We start from the raw sequence: 19,343 nt of genomic DNA on the forward strand, positions 1-19,343 counted from the left end.
GGCGACGCACGCACCCCGCAGGACCAGGCACACCCGTCTCCCGGGCCCCGCGCACCCCATTTGCAGTCGGCCGAATCGCGCTCCGATCACCCCTCGGTAAGCTGACGGCATGACAGGACAAGTGCGTACCGTCGACGGCCGTGTGGCCGGCCGGCGTGGGCAGGCGACCCGGCAGAAGCTGCTCGACTGCCTCAGCGAGATGCTCAGCTCCTCCCCCTACCGGGACGTCAAAGTCATCGATGTCGCCCGGAAGGCGGGCACTTCACCCGCGACCTTCTACCAGTACTTCCCGGACGTCGAGGGCGCCGTCCTGGAGGTTGCCGAGCAAATGGCCACCGAGGGCGGCCAGTTGACGCAGCTGCTCGAAGGCCGGTCGTGGGTCGGCAAGGCGGGCTGGCAGACCGCGCAGGAACTCGTGGACGGTTTCCTGGAGTTCTGGCGCAAGAACGACGCGATCCTGCGTGTGGTCGATCTCGGGGCCGCCGAGGGCGACAAGCGCTTCTACAAGATCCGCATGAAGATCCTCAACTCCGTGAACAACTCCCTCGCGGACGCGGTCGCCGAGCTCCAGTCCAAGGGCAGGGTCGACAAGGACGTCAACCCGGCCGCGGTCGCCGGTTCACTCGTCGCGATGCTCGCGGCGGTGGCCTCGCACCAGAAGGGCTTCCAGAGCTGGGGAGTCAAGCAGGCCGAACTCAAGCCGAATCTGGCGCTGTTGGTGCACCTGGGCGTGACCGGCAGGAAGCCGACGAAGTAGCGTCCCTGTTTCGAGTCCTGTCTGGCGGGCGGCTGTTCACACGAGTGGACGGCCGCCTGTCGTGCGTCCGGGGTCACCTGCGGACGATCCTGAACAGCCGTATCTCCCGCTCGACCCGCGCCTGATAGGTGGCGTACGGCGGCCAGAACGCCAGCGCGGTCTTCCATACGGCCGCCCGCTCCTCCCCCGTCAGCAGGGTCGCCGTGACCGGGACGTCCGTGCCCTTCCAGCTGACCTCGGCGTCCGGGTGGGCGATGAGGTTGGCGGTCCAGGCGGGGTGACCGGCGCGGCCGAAGTTGGAGCCGATGAGGATCCAGGTGCGGCCGTCGTCCTCGGGCATGCAGGCGAGCGGGGTCCGCCGGGGCAGTCCGCTCCGCGCCCCCGTCGAGGTGAGGATCACCCCCGGCAGCATCTGCGCGCTGAGCAGGACCCTCCCCCGGGTGAGCCGGTGCACGGCCCGGTCCAGGGCCGGGACGACATGGGGAGCGACCTTGGCGAAGCCGCGCGTCGACGACACCTTCTGGACGATCCGCGCCCCGATCACACCGCCACCTCCGTCCGCTCGAAGAGCCGTGCCGCCTCCGCGGCGTGCGCCCGCAGTCGGTGCGCCGGTCCGAAGAGGAGCTCGTCCGCGGTGGCGCGCTTGAAGTACCGCTGCGCCTCGTGCTCCCAGGTGAACCCGATGCCCCCGTGCAGCTGGATCCCCTCGGCGGCGGCGGTCCGCAGCGCCTCCAGGGCCTGGGCGAGGGCGAGGCCGCCGACCCGCTGCTCGTCGTGAACGGCGGCCCAGGCGGCGAAGTAGGCGGCGGAACGGGCCGCTTGGAGCTGGACGTACACATCGGCGAGCCGGTGCTTGACGGCCTGGAAGGAGCCGATCGCCCGTCCGAACTGCTCCCGTTGCTTGACGTACTCGACGGTCGTCTCCAGCGCACGGTCGGCGGCCCCCACGGCTTCGCAGGCGAGAACGGCCGCGGCGGTGTCTCCCGTGCGGGCGAGGGCCCCGAGCACCTCGGCCCCGTCGTCGGACCCGAGCAGTTCGGCTTCCACGTCCCGGAGTTGGACGCGTGCCTGGGGGCGAGTGGCGTCAAGGGTGGTCTGCCGGGTGCGCAGGAGCCCGGGGGCATCGCCGCGGACGAGAAAGAGGAGGGTCCGGGATCGGGCGAATCCTCCGGCATGGGCGGCGACGAGAAGAAGACCGGCGCTGTGCCCGTCGAGGACCTGATCCACCTGTCCGTAGAGCCGCCAGCCGCCTGCACCCGGGGCCGCCCCGGCGGCCGAACGCTCCGCCGCGGGCGCCGATTGCTCCGACGCGGCTGCCGGTTGCCCGACGGCGGCCCTCGGCTGCCGCGCCGCGACCGCGCCCGACCGTCCCGTCGAGGCGACGCCCGGCTCCCCGGGGGCGGCATCCACCGGGGGTGGGGCCGAGCCCCCCGCTGGGACGGCGCCTGATCCTCCGGGGCCGGCATCCGCCGCGGGTCCCACCGAGGCAGCGTCCAGCTCCCCGGGGCCGGCATCCGCCGGGGGCAGGGCCGAGCGCCCCGCTGGGGCTGCGCCCGGTCCTCCAGGGGCGCCGCTCGCGCCCGTGCCGCGGACAGGGCGGGCCTGGACTCCGCCCGCTCGTCCGCCCCCGGCCCAGTCGCCGCTGTTGTCGCCGGTCAGGGCGAGGGCCGTACCCGGTGGTGCGGCCAGGGTCGCCGTCAGGGCACCCGACGCGATGCGGGGCAGCAGGTCCGTGCGCTGGGCGTCCGTGCCCAGGGCCAGTACCAGGGGGGCCGCGAGGACGGCCGTGGCCAGCAGGGGGGTGGCCGCCAGTACCCGGCCCGTCTCCTCGCAGGCCAGCGCCAGTTCGGTGGCCGAGCACCCCACCCCGCCGTACCGCTCGGGAAGCGCCAGCCCGGGCAGTCCCAGTTGCTGCGCGAGGGCCGTCCACAGTGCCGGGTCGTACCCGGCCGGAGTGTCGGCCGCGCTCCTCGACTCCGCGGGCCCGCACCGCCTCCGCAGCAGTTCCCGCAACGCACCCCGGATCTCGTCCTGTTCGGCGGTGAAGCGAGCGTCCATGGCTCTTCCTCTTCCCTCCCGATCTGACGGTCCGTCATATTAGGAGCGCCCGCACCAGATGCCCAGAGGCAGGAGGCCCTCATGCCCCCCGGGAGCCGGAAAGTCGCGATCGCCGGCGTGGCCCTGGCCGACTGCGGCCGCGTGGACGGCACGACCCCCTACGCCCTGCACGCCCAGGCCGCCCGCCGCGCCCTCGCCGACGCGGGCCTGGACCACGGGCTGGTCGACGGCCTGGCCTCGGCCGGCACCGGCACCCTCGCCCCCGCCGAGATTGCCGAGTACCTGGGCCTTCGCCCCACCTGGGTCGACTCGACCTCGGTCGGCGGCTCCACCTGGGAGGTCATGGCGGCCCACGCGGCCGACGCGATCGCCGCCGGACACGCCAACGCGGTCCTGCTGGTCTACGGCTCCACGGCCCGCGCCGACATCAAGGCGGGCCGCCGCACCGGCACCCTCTCCTTCGGCGCCCGCGGACCGCTCCAGTTCGAGGTGCCCTACGGCCACACCCTGATCGCCAAGTACGCGATGGCGGCCCGCCGCCACATGATCGAACACGGCACGACGATCGAGCAGTTGGCGGAGGTGGCGGTACAGGCCCGCGCGAACGCCGGCCTCAACCCCGAGGCGATGTTCCGCGACCCGATCACCGTCGACGACGTCCTCGCCGGCCCGATGATCGCGGACCCCTTCACCAAGCTGCACTGCTGTATCCGCTCCGACGGCGGCGCGGCGGTGCTGCTCACGGCCGAGGAGTACGTACGGGACTGCCGTACCGCTCCGGTCTGGGTGCTCGGCACCGGGGAGTACGTCTCGCACGTCAGCATGTCCGAGTGGCCCGACTTCACGGTGTCCCCGGCGGCGGTGAGCGGACGGCTGGCCTTCGAGCGGGCGGGCGTGCGCCCGGGGGAGATCGAACTCGCCGAGATCTACGACGCGTTCACCTACATGACGCTGGTGACCCTGGAGGATCTCGGCTTCTGCGGGAAGGGCGAGGGCGGTTCCTTCGTGGCGAAGGGGCGGCTGAAGGTCGAGGGCGGGGACCTGCCGGTGAACACCGACGGCGGTGGCCTGTCCGCCCAACACCCTGGCATGCGGGGGCTGTTCCTGCTGGTGGAGGCCGTACGGCAGCTGCGTGGGGAGGCGGGCGCCCGGCAGGTGCGGCGCCGGGACGGGTCGGCGCCGGGGCTGGCGGTGGCGTCCGGGACGGGGGGCTGGTTCTGCTCGTCGGGGACGGTGGTGCTGGGGCGTTAGGGCACGAGGCGCGCCACCCCGACGGCCGCCGTTGCGTCGGCCGGGCCCGGTCCTGGCGGCCTCTGTCCCACGGACCGGCCGGGTGACCGGGCCCCCTTCCCTCCGACGGCCCCAGTACCCTGCGCTGTATGGCCCTGACTCGCGCACAACGTGAACAGTTCCTGGCCGAACCGCATGTCGCCGCGCTGGCGGTCGACGCGGGAGAGGGGCGCGCCCCGCTCGCTGTGCCGATCTGGTACCAGTACACGCCCGGTGGGGACATCTGGATCATGACTGGCGCCGGTTCCCGCAAGCACGAGCTGATCCGGGCGGCCGGTCGCTTCTCCCTGCTGGTCGAGCGCGTCGAGCCCACCATCCGTTACGTGTCCGTCGAGGGACCGGTCGTCGACACCCGGCCGGGCACCCTCGAAGACCTCCAGGAGATCTCCGCCCGCTACCTGCCCGCCGAGAAGGTGGACGGGTACGTGGAGTTCGCCTCGAAGAACCACGGCGAGCAGGTGATCGTCCGGATGCGGCCCGAGCGATGGGTGACGTCCGACCTCGGTACCGTCTGAGGCATGGCAACGGATCTTCACGAGCTGCTCAGATCGCTGCGGGTGTGGGACCCGGAGGTCACCTCGCTGCCCTCCTTCGACCCCGCCGCCGCGCCCGCGACCCCGCTGGAACTGTTCACCGCCTGGTTCACGGAGGCGGTGGCCGCCGGGCAGACCGAGCCGCACACCATGTCCCTCGCGACGGCGGACGCGGCGGGCCGGCCTGACGTACGGACCGTGATGCTGCACGGCGCGGACGAGGACGGCTGGGCCTTCGCGAGCCACTCCCACAGCCGCAAGGGCGGCCAGTTGACGGTACGGCCGTACGCCGCCCTCGGCTTCTACTGGCCGGTCCTCGGCCGGCAGGTGCGGGTGCGGGGGCCGGTGACCGCCGCGCCCTCCCCCGAGGCGGCCGCTGATCTGCACGCCCGCTCGACCGGCGCGCTGGCCGCCGCACTCACCGGCCGGCAGAGCGAGGTCCTGGGCTCTCTCGACGAGTTGGCGCGAGCGTCCGAGGAGGCGTGGGAGCGGGCGGCGCGGGAGCCCGCGGCACCCGTCCCGTCCTGGACGCTGTACCGGCTCGTGCCCGAGGAGGTGGAGTTCTTCCAGGGGGACGAACGCAGGCGGCACGTACGGCTCACCTACCGTCGCACGGACGGTGGCTGGGGCCGGGAACTGCTCTGGCCCTGAAAGCCGTACACCGCGAAGTCCGCCACCGGCCGGTAGCCGATGCGCTGATAGAGGCCGTTGCTGGTCGGGTTGGCCAGATCGGTGAAGAGCAGCACCTCGTCGGCGCCGCGCGCCCGGGCGAGCCGGCTGACGTCGAGGCCCTCGGTGTGCCAGGCGTCCCGCGGATTACGAGGGCTGCGGATCCGTCGCCAGCCGGGCGTGCAGGTGCACGTCGCGGAACGCGTCGCGGCGGCCCGCCTCGAACATCGCTCCCCTCAGCGTGCCCTCGTAGCGGAAGCCGCAGCGTTCGGCGACGGTGCAGGAGGCGCCGTGGCCGAGGGCGTGGCCCAGTTCCAGGCGGTGCAGGCCGAGGTCGGTGAGGGCCCAGTGGGCGGCCAGGCGCAGGGCGCGGGTGGCGACTCCCCGGCCACGGGCCTCGGGCAGCACCCAGTAGCCGACGCGGGCGGTGCGGAAGACGTGGTCGATCACATTGACGCCGATGTGCCCGAGGGTCGCACCGTTCGACTCGTCCGTGATCCGGTACGACGCGCTCGTGCCCTGCGCCGCCTGCTCGGCCCTGTGTCGCAGGGCGGCACGGGCGCCGTCGAGGTCGTGGACGGGCGTGAGAGGTGTGTTCCAGCGCCCGAACTCGGGATCCAGCGAAGCTCGCAGCCAGTCCTCGGCCTGGGCATCGGAGTCCGCGTCCCACTCGCACAGGCGCAGGCCGTGCCCGTGCAGCGGAGTGAAGGGGCGTATACGGTGCTGATCATCGACATGGGTCATCCGCCCATTCAAACCGCCCTGGTCGTCCGGCGCGGCCTGATTTCCGGCACCCCGTGCGGAAACACGGCCTCCAGGTCCAGGCCGGGCTGAGGGCTTCGACGAAGGGCGGCAGTCGTCGCCATGGACGACGGAGCACGCACGGCCCGACCAGTCACTCAAGCCGCCCGAACCGGCACACGGGCCTGACTTCGGCACCCGTCCGGAAACGCCCCCTCCAGATCCCCCCGGCCCACGGCCCTCGACGAAAGGCGGCGGGGCATCACCAAGGACCACGGAGCACCGCCCGACCCGGTTACTCAAACCGCCGAACCGGCCCCACCGGCCTGAACCTCGGCACCCCGTCCGGAAACACCGCCTCCAGGTCCAGCCCGGCCCGCAGGTTCTCGTACACGCAGTCGACCAGCTCCGTCATCATCCGGGGCCCCTCGACGAGATCGACGACCGCGGCGACGTACGGCGTGCGGTCCTTGAAGGGCGGGAGGTCGTTGCGGTGGACGACGGACCAGGTGTGGAGCGTGGCCCGGCCGGTCGCCGCGGTCCAGGAGACGTCCTCGCTCCAGCAGCGCGGGCAGAACTCGCGGGGGTAGTGGTGGACTCGGTCGCAGGTCCCACAGCGCCTGAGCAACAGGACGCCGCGCGCCGCCGCGTCCCAGTAGGTCTGTGTGAAGGCGTCCGTCTCCGGCAGGTCGTACCTCGCGCCCATCAGAACCAGCCCAGCGCGGCGTCGAGCGACCAGGTCTGCCAGGACATCGCGAACAGGGCGACGAGCGAGATGAGGGCCATCATCGAGTTCTGCCCCTGCTCGGCCCAGTCGTGGATCATCAGGGTGAAGTAGAGGACGTTCAGGAGCAGGCCGCCGACCAGGGCCAACGGGGTCAGGAAGCCGAGGATCAGGCCCGCGCCCAGGGCGAGTTCGGCGTACGCGACGACGTACGCCATCGTCTTCGGGCGGGGCGCCACCAGCACGTCGAAGCCACTGCGGACCGGGGTCCAGCGGTGCTTGGCGGCGATGTCCGCGGCCCAGGTGATGCCGCCGCCCTCGAACCACGTCCTCTTGTCCTTGTGCCGCCAGCTCTCCAGCCACCACAACCCGAGGCCTATGCGCAGCACGGCCAGCCACTCGGCGCCGGTCAGCCAGATCGTGTCCATGGAATCTGACGGTACGTCAGATCACGGGGTCCGGGAAGACCGCGCTCACGGTGAGAACCCCCACGGACTCGACACCCCGGCCCTTTCCGTGTGGGCTACGTCACGCGACCCACGCACTTCTCCTACAGGCGTGATCGATCCGCAACCAATTCCCATCTTGACCGAGACCCATCAACGCGCTGTCTGATTACGCTCGCGCTCATGGCCGACTCCGCACCCGACCCCGCCCCCGCAGACCGCCCCGACCAGCCCGATCACCCCGTGTACGTCATCGGCGGCGGCCCGGCCGGCCTCTCCGTCGCGTACGCACTGCGCGCCCGGGGCGTCCGCGCGGTCGTCCTGGAGAAGTCCGAGCACGTCGGAGCGTCCTGGCGGCGCCACTACGACCGCCTCCATCTGCACACCACCCGCCGCCTGTCGGCGCTGCCCGGCCTGCCGATGCCCCGCCGCTTCGGCCGCTGGGTCGCCCGCGACGACGTGGTGCGCTATCTGGAGAAGTACGCGGAGTTCCACGAGCTGGAGACCGTCACCGGCGTCGAGGTCTCCCGCGTCGAGCGCACCCCCGACGGCACCGGCTGGCTGCTGCACGCCACCGGCGGCCGGGAGCTGACCGGCGCCGCGGTGGTCGTCGCCACCGGCTACAACCACACCCCGCTGGTGCCGGACTGGCCGGGCCGCGAGGAGTACAAGGGCGAGCTCCTGCACGCCGGCGCGTACCGCAACCCGGCGCCCTACACCGGCCGTGACGTGCTCGTCGTCGGCGTCGGCAACACCGGCGCCGAGATCGCCGTGGACCTGGTCGAGGGCGGCGCCGCACGGGTACGGCTGTCCGTGCGGACCGCCCCGCACATCGTCCGCCGCTCCACGGCCGGCTGGGCGGCCCAGTACACGGGCGTTCTCGTACGACGGCTGCCGGTCGGCCTCGTGGACCGGCTGGCCCGGCCCATGGCGAAGCTCAGCGTGCCCGACCTGTCCCAGCACGGCCTGCCCCGCCCCGACACCGGCCTGTACAGCCGGGTCAAGGAGGGCGCCATCCCGGTCCAGGACGTCGGCCTCATCGACGCGATCCGCAAGGGCAGGGTGGAGGTCGTGGCCGCCGTCGAGGGCTTCGAGGACGACGAGGTGCTGCTCGCCGACGGCACGCGCATCACACCGGACGCGGTCATCGCGGCGACGGGGTACACCCGATCGCTGGAGGGGCTGGTCGGCCATCTCGACATCCTCGACGAACACGGGGGCCCAGTCGTCAACGGCGCCCGGGCCCCACAGAACGCCCCCGGCCTCTATTTCACGGGCTACGTCACTCCCATCAGCGGGACCTTCCGCGAGGTCGCGATCGACGCGGAGAAGATCGCGAAGACCGTGGTGAAGGACGGCGCGGGTCGGCTCTCCAAGCTCCCCGTCTGACGTAGAAAACCTCAACTCACTTCAGTACGACTCCCGTTGCTCATGTGTCAGATGTGACGGGAGCGTTGTCGTGTGCCGTCGTACAGGGCCAGAATGTGAACACTCCTCATGTTCTAGCTCCACATTCTCTCCACCACGGAGGACTCACGTGGCACGCGAAAGACAGCTCCCCCCGCTCCCCCGGCTCACCCGGCGCTCCCTGCTCGGCGGTGCCGCCGCCGCGGCCGGTGCCGTCACCCTCACCGGCACCGCCGCCTCCCCCGCCTCCGCCGCCACCCGTGACGTGGACGTCGCGATCGTGGGCGGCGGTCTCGCCGGGCTCACCACCGCCCGCGACCTGGTCGCCGGCGGGAAGACCGTCGTCGTACTGGAGGCCCGTGACCGGGTCGGCGGCCGGGTCCTCAACCTGCCCCTGGCCAACGGCGGTGTCACCGAGGGCGGCGGCGAGTTCATCGGCCCCACCCAGGACCGCATCAAGGCCCTCGCGGACTCGCTCGGGGTGCAGACCTTCGCCACCTACAACACCGGCAACAACCTGCTCTACAAGGACGGCAAGAAAACCCCGTACGCCACCGACGGCCTCCTCGGTTCGGTCCCGCCGATCGACGCGGCGGGACTGGCCAACGCGGCGATCGTGCAGGCCTCCCTAGACGACATGGCCAAGCAGGTCCCGGTGGACGCCCCCTGGACCGCCGCCAAGGCCGAGGAGTGGGACCGGCAGACCTTCGAGACCTGGCTGCGCGCCAACGCGGTGATCCCCTCGGCCAAGTTCCTCCTGGACGTGGCCTGCACGTCGATCTTCTCGGCCGAACCCCGGGAACTCTCCCTGCTGTTCGTCCTCTTCTACATAGCCGCCGCCGGCAACGAGACCACCCCCGGCACCCTGGAACGCCTCACCGAGACCGCGGGCGGTGCCCAGGAACTGCGCTTCGTCGGCGGCTCCCAGCTGGTTCCGATCAAGCTCGCCGCCACGCTGGGCGACCGGGTGGTGCTGAACGCCCCGGTGCGCACGATCGCCAGGTCCGGCGCGAAGTACGTCGTCACGGCCGACGGCGTCACCGTCACCGCCAAGCGGGTCGTGGTCGCCGTACCCCCGCCGCTCGCGGCCCGGATCACCTACGACCCGCTGCTGCCCGCCGCCCGCGACCAGCTCACCCAGCGCCTCCCGATGGCCTCGGTCGGCAAGGCGATCGCCATCTACGACACCCCGTTCTGGCGGGCCGACGGCCTCAACGGCCAGGTCGTCAGCGACACCGGTGTGATCAGCTCGACCTTCGACAACTCCCCGCCCGACGCCTCCTACGGCGCCCTGATGGGCTTCATCGAGGCCGACGAGGCCCGCAAGTACGACGCGGCGAGCGAGGCGGAGGTCAAGGCGGCCGTCCTCAAGGACTACGTGACGTACTTCGGCCCGAAGGCGGCCTCCCCCACCTCCTTCGTCCTGCAACGCTGGAACAACGAGGCCTACTCCCGCGGCGGCCCCGTCTCCATCGGCGCGCCCGGCGTGCTCACCCAGTACGGCCCCGCCCTGCGCGCCCCCGTCGGTGGCATCCACTGGGCCGGGACGGAGACGTCGGTCCACTGGATGGGCTTCATGGACGGTGCGGTGCGGTCGGGCGAGCGGGTGGCGAAGGAGGTGCTGGCGGTGCTGTAGCCGGGGCCGCCGTCGGCGGACTCCACGTCGAAGAACATCTGTGCGATCGCATAGTCCGCCGGTGGATGGCGTGGATGGCGTCCCGTCCGCTCCTGGGGCGGCATCACGAACGCCGCGAGGGCTCGCCGGTCGATGCGGGGGAATCCTGGATGACCGTCGAGCCCGCGCGGCAGGCTGAGGAGGTGCGGTGGGGTCAGGCGGCCGTGGGGCCGAGCTGACCGACGAAGCGGCCTGTGAACAGGCCCGAGCCCTTGTACTCGGAGACCATCGTGGCGGGGGCCTGGAACGGGCCGTCGGGCGAGGGCAGCTGTCCGACACCGCCGTTCGGGCCGAGCGGAAGCAGAATCATCGGGAAGCCGAGCGGCTGGTACGTGGCCTCCGGCTGCTCGCCCTTGATCTGGGCGGTGATGTTCTTGGCGACCACCTCGGCGTGCTGCATCGCGCCTCCTCCCGCAGCCGGGGCGGATCGTCGGTGCCCTCGCCGGCCGACCTCGGTCCCGCGCCCACCAGTTGATCCTCGGCCAGGGCTTTCCCCAGGGCGATGCCGAAACGAGCCGGCGCACCGCACCCGGGATGTCGAGACTCTCCTGGCTCGCAGCCAGTCATACAGCGGTCCATTGATTTCACTCCCCAACAGTTCCTGACACGACGTCAGTTCTGTAATCTGACAGAGCGTCAGTTAATAGAGCTGTCACACAGGAGCGGGCGGACCGATGCTTGGATCAACCCACGGCACCCTCACCACCGACTCCCGCCGGGCCCGGGTCATCGCGTGCGGCGAGCAACCCGGGCCCGCCGTCCACGGCCGGCCCGCCGAGGTCGACGATCTCGATGTCGGCGGGCGGCCGCTGTACGCCGCCGTCCCCGATCTGGACCGCTTCTTCCGGCCGGAGTCGGTCGCCGTGATCGGCGCCTCGGACGCCGAGGGCCGCCCGAACACCGGTGTCACCCGGCAGCTGATCGACTGGGCGGACCGGGTGGGCGCCCGGCTGCATCCGGTGCACCCGACCCGCCCGTCCGTGTTCGGCATCCCCTGCGTGGCGTCCGTGGCCGAACTGCCCGAGCAGGTCGACCTCGCCGTCCTGCTGGTCGCCGACCCGCTCCCGCTGATCGAGCAACTGGCCGAGGCCAAGGTGAAGTTCGCGGTCGTCTTCGCCTCCGGATTCGCGGAGACCGGCGAGGAGGGGGCCGCGGCTCAGGAGCGTCTCGCTGCCGCCGTGGCGGAATCCGGAATGCGCCTGCTGGGGCCCAACACCAACCTGAACGCCTTCTCGACCTTCCGCGACGACCTCGACGGGCCGGGCATCGCCCTCATCACCCAGTCCGGTCACCAGGGCCGTCCGGTCTTCGCCCTGCAGGAGCTCGGCATCCGCCTCACCCACTGGGCCCCCACCGGCAACGAGGCCGACCTGGAGACCTCCGACTTCCTCTCCTACCTCGCCGAGCGACCCGAGGTCGGCGCCATCGCCTGCTACCTGGAGGGCCTCAAGGACGGCCGCTCCTTCCTGCTCGCCGCCGACCGGGCCGCCCGCCGCAAGGTGCCGGTCGTCGCGGTCAAGGTCGGCCGCACCGAGACCGGCGCCCGCACGGCCGCCTCCCACACCGGCAAACTCACCGGCGCGGACACCGTGGTGGACGCCGCGATGCGGCAGTACGGCGTGATCCGCGTCGACGGTCTGGACGAACTCCAGGACACCGCCGCCCTGTTGGCCCGCGCGAGGCCGCCGCGCGCCGAAGGGGTCGTCGTCTACTCCATCTCGGGCGGCACCGGCGCCCACTTCGCCGACCTGGCCACGGAGGCGGGCCTGAAGCTGCCCGCCCTGTCGGAGGCCAAGCAGGCCGAACTGCACCAGTGGATACCGGAGTTCCTGAGCGTGGCCAACCCCGTCGACAACGGCGGCCACCCGGTCGGGGACCTGCGCGGCCGGAAGATCATCGACGCGATCCTCGCCGACCCGTCGGTCGGGGTGCTGATCTGCCCGGTCACCGGGCCCTTCCCGCCGCTGAGCGACCGGCTGGTGCAGGACCTGGTGGACGCGGCCGAGCAGACCGACAAGCTGGTGTGCGTGGTGTGGGGTTCGCCCGTCGGCACCGAGCCGGCCTACCGCGAGGTCCTGCTCGGCTCCTCCCGGGTGGCCACCTTCCGCACGGTCGGCAACTGCATCACCGCCGTGCGCGCCTACCTCGACCACCACCGCTTCGTCACCGGCTACCGCTCCCCCTTCGACGAGGCCCCGCGCACCCCCTCGCCCTCCTTCCGCAAGGCCCAGGCCCTGATGCGCCCCGGCCAGCAGCTGAGCGAGCACGCGGCGAAGCAGCTGCTGCGGGCGTACGGGATCCGGGTGCCGCGCGAGCAGCTGGTGACCAGCGCGGCGGCGGCCGTGCGCGCGGCCGGACTGGTGGGCTACCCGGTGGTGATGAAGGCGTCCGGCGCGAAGATCGCCCATAAGACCGAGCTGGGCCTGGTGAAGATCGGGCTGACCTCCGCCAGCCAGGTACGGGACGCCTACCGCGATTTGACCGACATCGCCCGCTACGAGGATGTCTCCCTGGACGGCGTCCTGGTCTGCCAGATGGTCGAGCGGGGTGTCGAGATGGTCGTAGGGGCCGCGCACGACGAGCTGTTCGGACCGACGGTGACGGTCGGGCTCGGCGGGGTCCTGGTCGAGGTGCTGCGGGACACGGCCGTACGCGTGCCGCCCTTCGGTGAGGAGCAGGCCCGGGACATGCTCGGGGACCTGCGCGGGCGGGTCCTGCTGGACGGGGTCCGGGGGCGGCCCCCCGCGGACGTCGACGCGCTCGTGGAAGTCGTGCTCCGCGTGCAGCGCATGGCGATGGAGCTCGGGGACGATCTCGCGGAGCTCGACATCAACCCGCTGATGGTGCTGGACCGGGGGCAGGGGGCGGTGGCGCTGGACGCGTTGGTGGTGTGCCGGTGAGCGAGGTGACGCACACCGTAGACGGCCAGGTCGCGTACCTCACCCTCAACAGGCCCGAGGTCCTCAATGCCCTGACCCCCGCCCAACGGGACCTGATCATCGAGCTGTTGGCGCAGGCGTCCGCCGATCCGGATGTGCGTGCCGTGGTTCTCACCGGTACCGGGCGCGGGTTCTGTGCGGGGGCCGATCTGCGGGGGGCACCGGGGGCGGTGGCCCCCGGTGACGTCGCACGTACGATCCGCCTCGGCGCCCAGCGTCTGATCGCCGCCGTCCTGGACTGCGAGAAGCCGGTCGTCGCCGCCGTGAACGGCACCGCGGCCGGTCTCGGCGCGCACCTCGCCCTCGCCTGCGATCTCGTGCTGGCCGCGGAGTCGGCGAGGTTCATCGAGGTCTTCGTACGCCGGGGCCTGGTCCCCGACGGCGGCGGCGCCTACCTCCTGCCCCGTCTGATCGGCCCGCAGCGGGCGAAGGAACTGATGTTCTTCGGCGACGCCCTCACCGCGCCCGAAGCCGAACGGCTGGGCCTCGTCAACCGGGTCGTGGCGGACGAGGAGTTGGCCAAGACGGCCCGCGCCTGGGCCGAGCGCCTCGCCTCCGGCCCGACCCGTGCGCTCGCCCTGACGAAGCAGCTCGTGAACGCCTCCCTGGACAGCGACCGCGCCACTGCCTTCGCCGCGGAGGCCGCCGCGCAGGAGATCAACATGACGACGGCGGACGCGCGGGAGGGCGTGGCGAGCTTCGTGGAGCGCAGGAGCCCCGAGTACCGGGGCCGTTGAGTACCCAGTCCCTTGTCAGAATCCGCAGGTCCCCGGCGCGGCCCCCCGCCCGCGTGTCCCGACCCCTTCCCATCTGACACAGCGTCAGCTTCAATGGTTGGTGTGATGGGACAAGCGGGGACGGCGGAAGCGGCCGTCCGCTACCTCAGGTCCGGGAAGGCGCTCGCCGTGGAGGCGTTGCCCCGCCCGGAGCTGCGGTGTGTGCGCGAGGACGAACGGGCACCGGTCGACCCGGCCGAGTTCCGGCGCGTGCTGGGCAACTTCGCCACCGGTGTCACGGTGATCACGGCCCCCGGCTCGCCGCCGGCCGGCTTCGCCTGCCAGTCCTTCTCCTCCCTCTCCCTCGACCCACCGCTCGTCGCCTTCATGGTCGGCCGTACGTCGACGACCTGGCCGCGCATCGCCCGGGCCGGCGTCTTCTGCGTGAACGTCCTGAGCGCCGACCAGGGCGGGCTGTGCCGTGCGTTCGCGGTGAGCGGCGCGGACAAGTTCGCGGGCGTACCGCACGACCCGGCCCCGGCCTCCGGCTCCCCCCGCCTCGCGGGCACGCTCGCGTGGATCGACTGCACGATCCACGCGGTGCACACCGGCGGGGACCATCTCATCGTGGTGGGGCGGGTGGACGTACTGGGGACGGGCGAGGGCGAGGCTCCGCTGCTGTTCCACCAGGGCCGGTTCCTCTAGGCCGTCAGGCCGCCGCGAGCACGGTGTTCGCCGGGCGGCGCCGGATCACCAGCGCCATCAGCGCCGCCGCCGCGCACAGCGCGCCCGACGCGTACCAGACCATGTCGTACGTGCCGAACACGTCCCGTGCCAGGCCGCCGAGGAAGGCGATCAGCGCGGCGCCGACCTGGTGGGAGGCGAGCACCCAGCCGAAGACGATCGCGCTGTCCTCGCCGTAGTGCTCGCGGCACAGGGCGACGGTGGGCGGGACGGTGGCGACCCAGTCGAGGCCGTAGAAGACGATGAAGAAGAGCATCGGCGGGTGGACCGAGGGCGCCAGCAGCATGGGGAGGAAGAGGAGCGAGATGCCGCGCAGGGCGTAGTAGACGGCGAGCAGGCGGCGCGGTTCGAAGCGGTCGGTGAACCAGCCGGAGGCCACCGTGCCGACGACGTCGAAGACGCCGATGACCGCGAGCAGTGAGGCGGCGGCCGTGACGGGCATGCCGTGGTCGTGGGCGGCGGGCACGAAGTGGGTCTGGATCAGGCCGTTGGTGGAGGCGCCGCAGATCGCGAAGGTCCCGGCGAGCAGCCAGAAGGGTCCGGTGCGGGCGGCCGAGAAGAGGACCTTGATCGTCCGCCGGGCGGCGCCCGTCACCGGAGCGGGCTTCGGCACGAACTCCGTGGCGCCGTACGGCCGCAGGCCCACGTCGGCCGGGTGGTCGCGCAGCAGCAGCCAGACGAAGGGGACGACCGCGAGGGCGGCCAGGGCGACCGTGATCGCGGCCGGGCGCCAGTCGTGCTTCTCCACCATCCAGGACAGCACCGGCAGGAAGATCAGCTGGCCCGAGGCGGAGGCGGCGGTGAGGATGCCGGTGACCAGGCCGCGCCGCTCGGTGAACCAGCGGTTGGTGACGGTCGCGGCGAAGGCCAGCGCCATCGATCCGCTGCCGAGACCGACGAGCAGGCCCCAGTAGAGCATCAGCTGCCAGGCGGACGTCATCCACACGGTCAGGCCCGAGCCGACCGCGATCACGGTCAGCGCGACCGCTACGACCCTTCGGATGCCGAAGCGGTCCATCAGCGCCGCCGCGAAGGGCGCGGTCAGGCCGTACAGCGCGAGGTTGACGGAGACGGCCGCGCCGATGGTGCCGCGCGACCAGCCGAAGTCCTCGTGCAGGGGGTCGATGAGCAGGCCCGGCAGTGAGCGGAAGGCGGCCGCGCCGATGATCGTCACGAAGGTGACGGCGGCGACGAACCAGGCGCGATGGATGCGTGCGGGCTGCTTTTCCGGCTGGGACGCCTGAACGGCGGCTTCGGTTGTCTGGGTCACGACACAGAGCTTGCGGCCTGCGGCTTCCCGGATCCATTGGCCCGAAGGCCAGCATTCGTTAGGATCGGGCCATGAGCCGTGACCGTCTTGCCCCCGGTGACCGGGAGTTCCGCCCGCATCGCGTGGTCGTCCTCGCCATGGACGGTGTCCTCCCCTTCGAGCTGGGCATCCCGCACCGGATCTTCGGCCGCCCCAGGGACGCCGAGGGACGGTATCTGTACGAGGTCGTCACCTGCTCGATCCGGCCGCCGGGCCCGGTCCGGACCGACGCCGACTTCGCCGTCCAGGTCGAGCACGGCCCGGAGACCCTGGCCACCGCCGACACCGTGATCGTCCCGGCCTCGTACGAACTGGGCCCGGTCTTCGAGCAGGGCGTACTGACCGACGAACTGGCCGCCGCCCTCGCCCACATCCGCCCCGGCACCCGCCTCGCCTCCATCTGCACCGGCGTCTACGTGCTGGCCGCCGCCGGCCTCCTCGACGGCCGCCCCGCCACCACGCACTGGGCCGACTCGGACCGACTCCAGCGGCTCTTCCCACAGGTCAGGGTCGACCCCGACGTCCTGTTCATCGACGACGGTGACGTCCTGACCTCCGCGGGCGTCGCCGCCGGCATCGACCTGTGCCTGCACATGGTGCGCCAGGACCACGGCACGGCGGTCGCCACCGAGGTGGCCCGCCGCACCGTCGTACCACCGCACCGCGACGGCGGGCAGGCGCAGTACATCCATCGGCCGGTGCCCGACCCCCAGCAGTCGACCACGACCTCGGCCCGCGCCTGGGCACTCGGCCGCCTCCACGAGCCGATCCAGCTGCGGGACATGGCCGAGCAGGAGGCCATGTCGGTACGCACCTTCACCCGCCGCTTCCGCGAGGAGGTCGGTGTCAGCCCCGGCCAGTGGCTCACCCAGCAGCGGGTGGAGCGGGCCCGCCACCTCCTGGAGTCCACCGACCTCTCCGTCGACCAGGTGGCCCACGACGCGGGCTTCGGCACTTCCCAGTCGATGCGCCAGCACCTGCAGACGGCCCTCGGCGTCACCCCGACCGCGTACCGCCGTACGTTCCGGGCCGGGAGCGGGAGTCTCGACGCCCCTGCCCGGCGGTACGACGGCCTGAGCGCCCAGCGCTAGAAGGTCAGCACCCCCCGAGCCACCCGCCCCGCCTCCGCGTCCTCCACCGCCTTCTCGAAGTCCTCGATCGGATAGGTCTGCGTGACCAGTTCGTCGAGGAGGAGCCGGCCCTGCCGGTAGAGGTCCGCGTACAGCGGGATGTCCCGCTGCGGCCGCGAGGAGCCGTAGCGGCAGCCGAGGATGGCCTTGTCCAGGAACATCGAGGAGACGACGAAGGACGCCTCCGCGCCCGCCGCCGGGACCCCGAGCAGGATCGCCTGGCCGTGCCGGTCCAGCAGGTCGACGGCGGCCCGCACGAGTTCGACCCGGCCGACGCACTCGAAGGCATGGTCCACCCCGTGCGGCAGCAGGTCCCGTACGCCCTCCGTCGAGGTCAGGAAGTCCGTCGCCCCGAACTGCCGGGCCGCCGCCTCCTTCGCCGGGTTGGCGTCCACCGCCACGATCCGCGACGCCCCCGCGATCCGCGCGCCCTGGATGACGTTGAGCCCGATCCCCCCGGTCCCGATGACCAGCACGCTCTCCCCCCGGTCCACCCGGGCCCGGTTGAGCACGGCTCCCACCCCGGTCAGCACCCCGCACCCGATGAGCGCGGCGGACGGCAAGGGGATGTCCTTCGGGATCCGGACCGCCTGCACGGCCTTCACCACGGTCCGTTCCGCGAAGGCGGAGTTGCACGCGAACTGGAACACCCGCTCCCCGCCCCGCGAGAAGGGCTTCTGCGGCCGTCCGATCGCCTTGCGGCACATGGTCGGCCGCCCCCGGTCGCAGTCGGCGCAGGCACCGCAGTTGGCCAGCGTGGACAGCGCCACGTGGTCACCGGGCCCGACATGCGTGACCCCTTCCCCCACCGCCTCCACCACGCCCGCGCCCTCATGCCCGAGCACCACCGGAACCGGGAACGGAATGGTCCCGTCCACGACGGACAGGTCGCTGTGGCACAGCCCGGCCGCCGCGATCGCGACCCCCACCTCGCCGGGCCCCGGGTCCCGTACCTCCAGATCGTCGACGACCTGGACCTGCTTCCCGTCGAACAGCACGCCGCGCATCAGACGACCCCCTTGGGTTCCCTGGGCAGACCGAGCACGCGCTCGGCGATGATGGTGCGCTGGACCTGGTCCGAGCCGCCGTAGATCGTGTCGGCCCGCGAGAACAGGAACAGCTGCTGAAGCGCGTCGAGTTCGTACGGCGCGGAAGGGGCCCATTCCCGGGGCCCGACCGTGGCCTGCGCCCCGCGCACGAGCATCGCCAGCTCCCCGAGCCGCTGGTGCCAGCCCGCCCACAGCAGTTTGGCCGCACTGGGGGCCCCGGCGTCCCCCGAACTCCCCAGTGTCCGCAGGGCGTTCCACCGCATGACCCGCAACTCCGCCCACTGCCGTACGAGCAGAGCGCGTACGACCGGATCGGCGACCGCACCCGTTTGTACGGCCGCCTGCACCACTAGCGTCAACTCCTCGGCAAAACCGACCTGTTGGGCCAGTGTGGACACCCCGCGCTCGAACCCCAGCAGGCTCATGGCGACCCGCCAGCCGTTGCCCTCGCCCCCGACGACATGCTCCACGCGCGCGTGCGCCCCGTCGAAGAAGACCTCGTTGAACTCGCTGGTCCCGGTCAGCTGCCGAATGGGCCGCACCTCGATGCGCCCCGGCTGGTCCATGGGCACGAGGAGAAAGGACAGCCCGTGATGCCGGCTCGACTCCGGATCGGTCCGGGCGAGCACGAAACACCAGTCCGCCTCATGCGCGAGCGAGGTCCAGATCTTCTGCCCACTGATCCGATACGACCCGTCCGACGCGAGCGATGCCCTGGTCCGCACCCCGGCGAGATCGGACCCGGCCCCGGGTTCGCTGTACCCCTGACACCACAGCTCGTCCCCGGCGGCGACGGGAGGAAGAAAGCGGGCCTTCTGCTCCTCACTGCTATGAGCGAGGAGAGTGGGCGCGAGCAGCTTCTCCCCGATGTGCCCGGACCGCGCGGGCGCCCCGGACCGCGCGTACTCCTCGGCCCAGACGACCTGCTGGGTGAGCGTGGCGGTGCGATTCCCATAGCCGGATTCCGGCCAACCCAGCCCGATCCACCCGGACTTGCCGAGGGTCCGTTCCCAGGTACGCCGGTCCTGAGCACCATCGGCGTGGCTGGAGAGCCATGTCCGCACCTCGATCCGGAACACCTCGTCCTCATCGGTGAACCCGAATTCCACGAGGGCCTCCTCTCCACACCGGGCCCGGCATCCCACCCAGGGCGCGG

Annotated in this window: 19 protein-coding genes and 1 pseudogene; 10 read left to right on the plus strand and 10 right to left on the minus strand. The window is 72.1% G+C overall.

What is annotated here, in order from left to right; all coding sequences use genetic code 11:
- Window positions 1-109 precede the first annotated feature (109 nt).
- Window positions 110-757 (plus strand): TetR family transcriptional regulator, encoded by a 648-nt coding sequence (locus tag ABZT93_RS21810; protein WP_356106697.1) that lies wholly within the window; start codon window positions 110-112, stop codon window positions 755-757.
- 73 nt (window positions 758-830) lie between these two features.
- Here the strand turns inward: ABZT93_RS21810 and ABZT93_RS21815 are convergent, their stop codons facing one another.
- Window positions 831-1,301 carry a nitroreductase/quinone reductase family protein gene (locus ABZT93_RS21815; protein WP_356106699.1) on the minus strand — a complete coding sequence of 157 codons (471 nt, stop codon included), beginning with the start codon at window positions 1,299-1,301 and terminating at the stop codon, window positions 831-833.
- Entirely contained in the window at window positions 1,298-2,815 is a 1,518-nt protein-coding gene (locus ABZT93_RS21820; protein ID WP_356106702.1) for an acyl-CoA dehydrogenase family protein, read from the minus strand. The genes ABZT93_RS21815 and ABZT93_RS21820 overlap by 4 nt, the downstream gene beginning before the upstream one ends.
- A gap of 81 nt (window positions 2,816-2,896) precedes the next feature.
- On the opposite strand from ABZT93_RS21820, the gene ABZT93_RS21825 reads away from it, so the two are divergent.
- The 3 genes from ABZT93_RS21825 to ABZT93_RS21835 all read left to right on the plus strand — a co-directional run bounded on the left by ABZT93_RS21825 (window position 2,897) and on the right by ABZT93_RS21835 (window position 5,289).
- On the plus strand, window positions 2,897-4,066 hold the full coding sequence (locus ABZT93_RS21825) for an acetyl-CoA acetyltransferase (protein WP_356106704.1): 1,170 nt from the start codon (window positions 2,897-2,899) through the stop codon (window positions 4,064-4,066).
- 128 nt (window positions 4,067-4,194) lie between these two features.
- Window positions 4,195-4,620 (plus strand): pyridoxamine 5'-phosphate oxidase family protein, encoded by a 426-nt coding sequence (locus ABZT93_RS21830; RefSeq protein WP_356106707.1) that lies wholly within the window; start codon window positions 4,195-4,197, stop codon window positions 4,618-4,620.
- A gap of 3 nt (window positions 4,621-4,623) precedes the next feature.
- Complete coding sequence (locus ABZT93_RS21835) at window positions 4,624-5,289, plus strand: pyridoxal 5'-phosphate synthase (RefSeq protein WP_356106710.1); 666 nt, start codon at window positions 4,624-4,626, stop codon at window positions 5,287-5,289.
- On the opposite strand, the pseudogene ABZT93_RS21840 reads toward ABZT93_RS21835, so the two are convergent.
- The 4 genes and pseudogenes from ABZT93_RS21840 to ABZT93_RS21855 form a co-directional block, all read right to left on the minus strand.
- A pseudogene (locus tag ABZT93_RS21840) lies at window positions 5,241-5,423 on the minus strand (GNAT family N-acetyltransferase); the annotation flags it as partial. The gene ABZT93_RS21835 and the pseudogene ABZT93_RS21840 sit on opposite strands and share 49 nt — an antisense overlap.
- Window positions 5,424-5,454: 31 nt before the next feature.
- Complete coding sequence (locus ABZT93_RS21845) at window positions 5,455-6,051, minus strand: GNAT family N-acetyltransferase (protein ID WP_356106712.1); 597 nt, start codon at window positions 6,049-6,051, stop codon at window positions 5,455-5,457.
- 292 nt (window positions 6,052-6,343) lie between these two features.
- Window positions 6,344-6,754: an OB-fold domain-containing protein gene (locus tag ABZT93_RS21850; RefSeq protein ID WP_356106714.1), complete on the minus strand. Its 411-nt coding sequence runs from the start codon at window positions 6,752-6,754 to the stop codon at window positions 6,344-6,346.
- On the minus strand, window positions 6,754-7,200 hold the full coding sequence (locus ABZT93_RS21855; RefSeq protein WP_356106717.1) for a DoxX family membrane protein: 447 nt from the start codon (window positions 7,198-7,200) through the stop codon (window positions 6,754-6,756). The genes ABZT93_RS21850 and ABZT93_RS21855 overlap by 1 nt, the downstream gene beginning before the upstream one ends.
- Before the next feature lie 201 nt (window positions 7,201-7,401).
- Between ABZT93_RS21855 and ABZT93_RS21860 the strand changes: the two genes are divergently transcribed.
- Complete coding sequence (locus ABZT93_RS21860) at window positions 7,402-8,607, plus strand: NAD(P)/FAD-dependent oxidoreductase (protein WP_356106718.1); 1,206 nt, start codon at window positions 7,402-7,404, stop codon at window positions 8,605-8,607.
- Between the two features lie 148 nt (window positions 8,608-8,755).
- Complete coding sequence (locus ABZT93_RS21865; RefSeq protein WP_356106721.1) at window positions 8,756-10,261, plus strand: FAD-dependent oxidoreductase; 1,506 nt, start codon at window positions 8,756-8,758, stop codon at window positions 10,259-10,261.
- A gap of 193 nt (window positions 10,262-10,454) precedes the next feature.
- Here the strand turns inward: ABZT93_RS21865 and ABZT93_RS21870 are convergent, their stop codons facing one another.
- Window positions 10,455-10,700: a hypothetical protein gene (locus tag ABZT93_RS21870; RefSeq protein ID WP_356106724.1), complete on the minus strand. Its 246-nt coding sequence runs from the start codon at window positions 10,698-10,700 to the stop codon at window positions 10,455-10,457.
- Between the two features lie 274 nt (window positions 10,701-10,974).
- Between ABZT93_RS21870 and ABZT93_RS21875 the strand changes: the two genes are divergently transcribed.
- From ABZT93_RS21875 to ABZT93_RS21885, 3 genes are all read left to right on the plus strand, one after another.
- On the plus strand, window positions 10,975-13,200 hold the full coding sequence (locus tag ABZT93_RS21875; protein WP_356106726.1) for an acetate--CoA ligase family protein: 2,226 nt from the start codon (window positions 10,975-10,977) through the stop codon (window positions 13,198-13,200).
- Complete coding sequence (locus ABZT93_RS21880) at window positions 13,191-13,976, plus strand: enoyl-CoA hydratase-related protein (RefSeq protein WP_356106728.1); 786 nt, start codon at window positions 13,191-13,193, stop codon at window positions 13,974-13,976. The genes ABZT93_RS21875 and ABZT93_RS21880 overlap by 10 nt, the downstream gene beginning before the upstream one ends.
- A 105-nt stretch (window positions 13,977-14,081) precedes the next feature.
- A complete protein-coding gene (locus tag ABZT93_RS21885; protein WP_356106731.1) occupies window positions 14,082-14,660 on the plus strand; it encodes a flavin reductase family protein in 579 nt (192 codons plus the stop codon).
- Window positions 14,661-14,664: 4 nt separating this feature from the next.
- On the opposite strand, the gene ABZT93_RS21890 is transcribed toward ABZT93_RS21885, so the two are convergent.
- Window positions 14,665-15,969, minus strand: coding sequence for an MFS transporter (locus tag ABZT93_RS21890; protein WP_356106734.1), 1,305 nt, complete (start codon window positions 15,967-15,969; stop codon window positions 14,665-14,667).
- Window positions 15,970-16,040: 71 nt separating this feature from the next.
- Here ABZT93_RS21890 and ABZT93_RS21895 point away from each other — a divergent pair, with 71 nt between their 5' ends.
- On the plus strand, window positions 16,041-17,099 hold the full coding sequence (locus tag ABZT93_RS21895; protein ID WP_356106737.1) for a helix-turn-helix domain-containing protein: 1,059 nt from the start codon (window positions 16,041-16,043) through the stop codon (window positions 17,097-17,099).
- Here ABZT93_RS21895 and ABZT93_RS21900 read toward each other — a convergent pair.
- Entirely contained in the window at window positions 17,096-18,145 is a 1,050-nt protein-coding gene (locus ABZT93_RS21900; RefSeq protein WP_356106739.1) for a Zn-dependent alcohol dehydrogenase, read from the minus strand. The two genes, ABZT93_RS21895 and ABZT93_RS21900, sit on opposite strands and share 4 nt — an antisense overlap.
- Window positions 18,145-19,296, minus strand: coding sequence for an acyl-CoA dehydrogenase family protein (locus ABZT93_RS21905; RefSeq protein ID WP_356106740.1), 1,152 nt, complete (start codon window positions 19,294-19,296; stop codon window positions 18,145-18,147). Before ABZT93_RS21905 ends, ABZT93_RS21900 begins: the two co-directional genes overlap by 1 nt.
- Between the last annotated feature and the right edge of the window lie 47 nt (window positions 19,297-19,343).

This window comes from Streptomyces sp. NPDC005303, from assembly GCF_040607335.1.
Taxonomy (GTDB): Bacteria; Actinomycetota; Actinomycetes; order Streptomycetales; family Streptomycetaceae; genus Streptomyces.

Coding starts and splice junctions, on each gene's coding strand:
- ABZT93_RS21810 (WP_356106697.1), top strand. CDS start 110: ATGACAGGACAAGTGCGTACCGTCGACGGCCGTGTGGCCGGCCGGCGT.
- ABZT93_RS21850 (WP_356106714.1), bottom strand. CDS start 6,754: ATGGGCGCGAGGTACGACCTGCCGGAGACGGACGCCTTCACACAGACC.
- ABZT93_RS21885 (WP_356106731.1), top strand. CDS start 14,082: ATGGGACAAGCGGGGACGGCGGAAGCGGCCGTCCGCTACCTCAGGTCC.
- ABZT93_RS21895 (WP_356106737.1), top strand. CDS start 16,041: ATGAGCCGTGACCGTCTTGCCCCCGGTGACCGGGAGTTCCGCCCGCAT.
- ABZT93_RS21855 (WP_356106717.1), bottom strand. CDS start 7,200: ATGGACACGATCTGGCTGACCGGCGCCGAGTGGCTGGCCGTGCTGCGC.
- ABZT93_RS21900 (WP_356106739.1), bottom strand. CDS start 18,145: ATGCGCGGCGTGCTGTTCGACGGGAAGCAGGTCCAGGTCGTCGACGAT.
- ABZT93_RS21870 (WP_356106724.1), bottom strand. CDS start 10,700: ATGCAGCACGCCGAGGTGGTCGCCAAGAACATCACCGCCCAGATCAAG.
- ABZT93_RS21845 (WP_356106712.1), bottom strand. CDS start 6,051: ATGACCCATGTCGATGATCAGCACCGTATACGCCCCTTCACTCCGCTG.
- ABZT93_RS21860 (WP_356106718.1), top strand. CDS start 7,402: ATGGCCGACTCCGCACCCGACCCCGCCCCCGCAGACCGCCCCGACCAG.
- ABZT93_RS21875 (WP_356106726.1), top strand. CDS start 10,975: ATGCTTGGATCAACCCACGGCACCCTCACCACCGACTCCCGCCGGGCC.
- ABZT93_RS21830 (WP_356106707.1), top strand. CDS start 4,195: ATGGCCCTGACTCGCGCACAACGTGAACAGTTCCTGGCCGAACCGCAT.
- ABZT93_RS21835 (WP_356106710.1), top strand. CDS start 4,624: ATGGCAACGGATCTTCACGAGCTGCTCAGATCGCTGCGGGTGTGGGAC.
- ABZT93_RS21825 (WP_356106704.1), top strand. CDS start 2,897: ATGCCCCCCGGGAGCCGGAAAGTCGCGATCGCCGGCGTGGCCCTGGCC.
- ABZT93_RS21820 (WP_356106702.1), bottom strand. CDS start 2,815: ATGGACGCTCGCTTCACCGCCGAACAGGACGAGATCCGGGGTGCGTTG.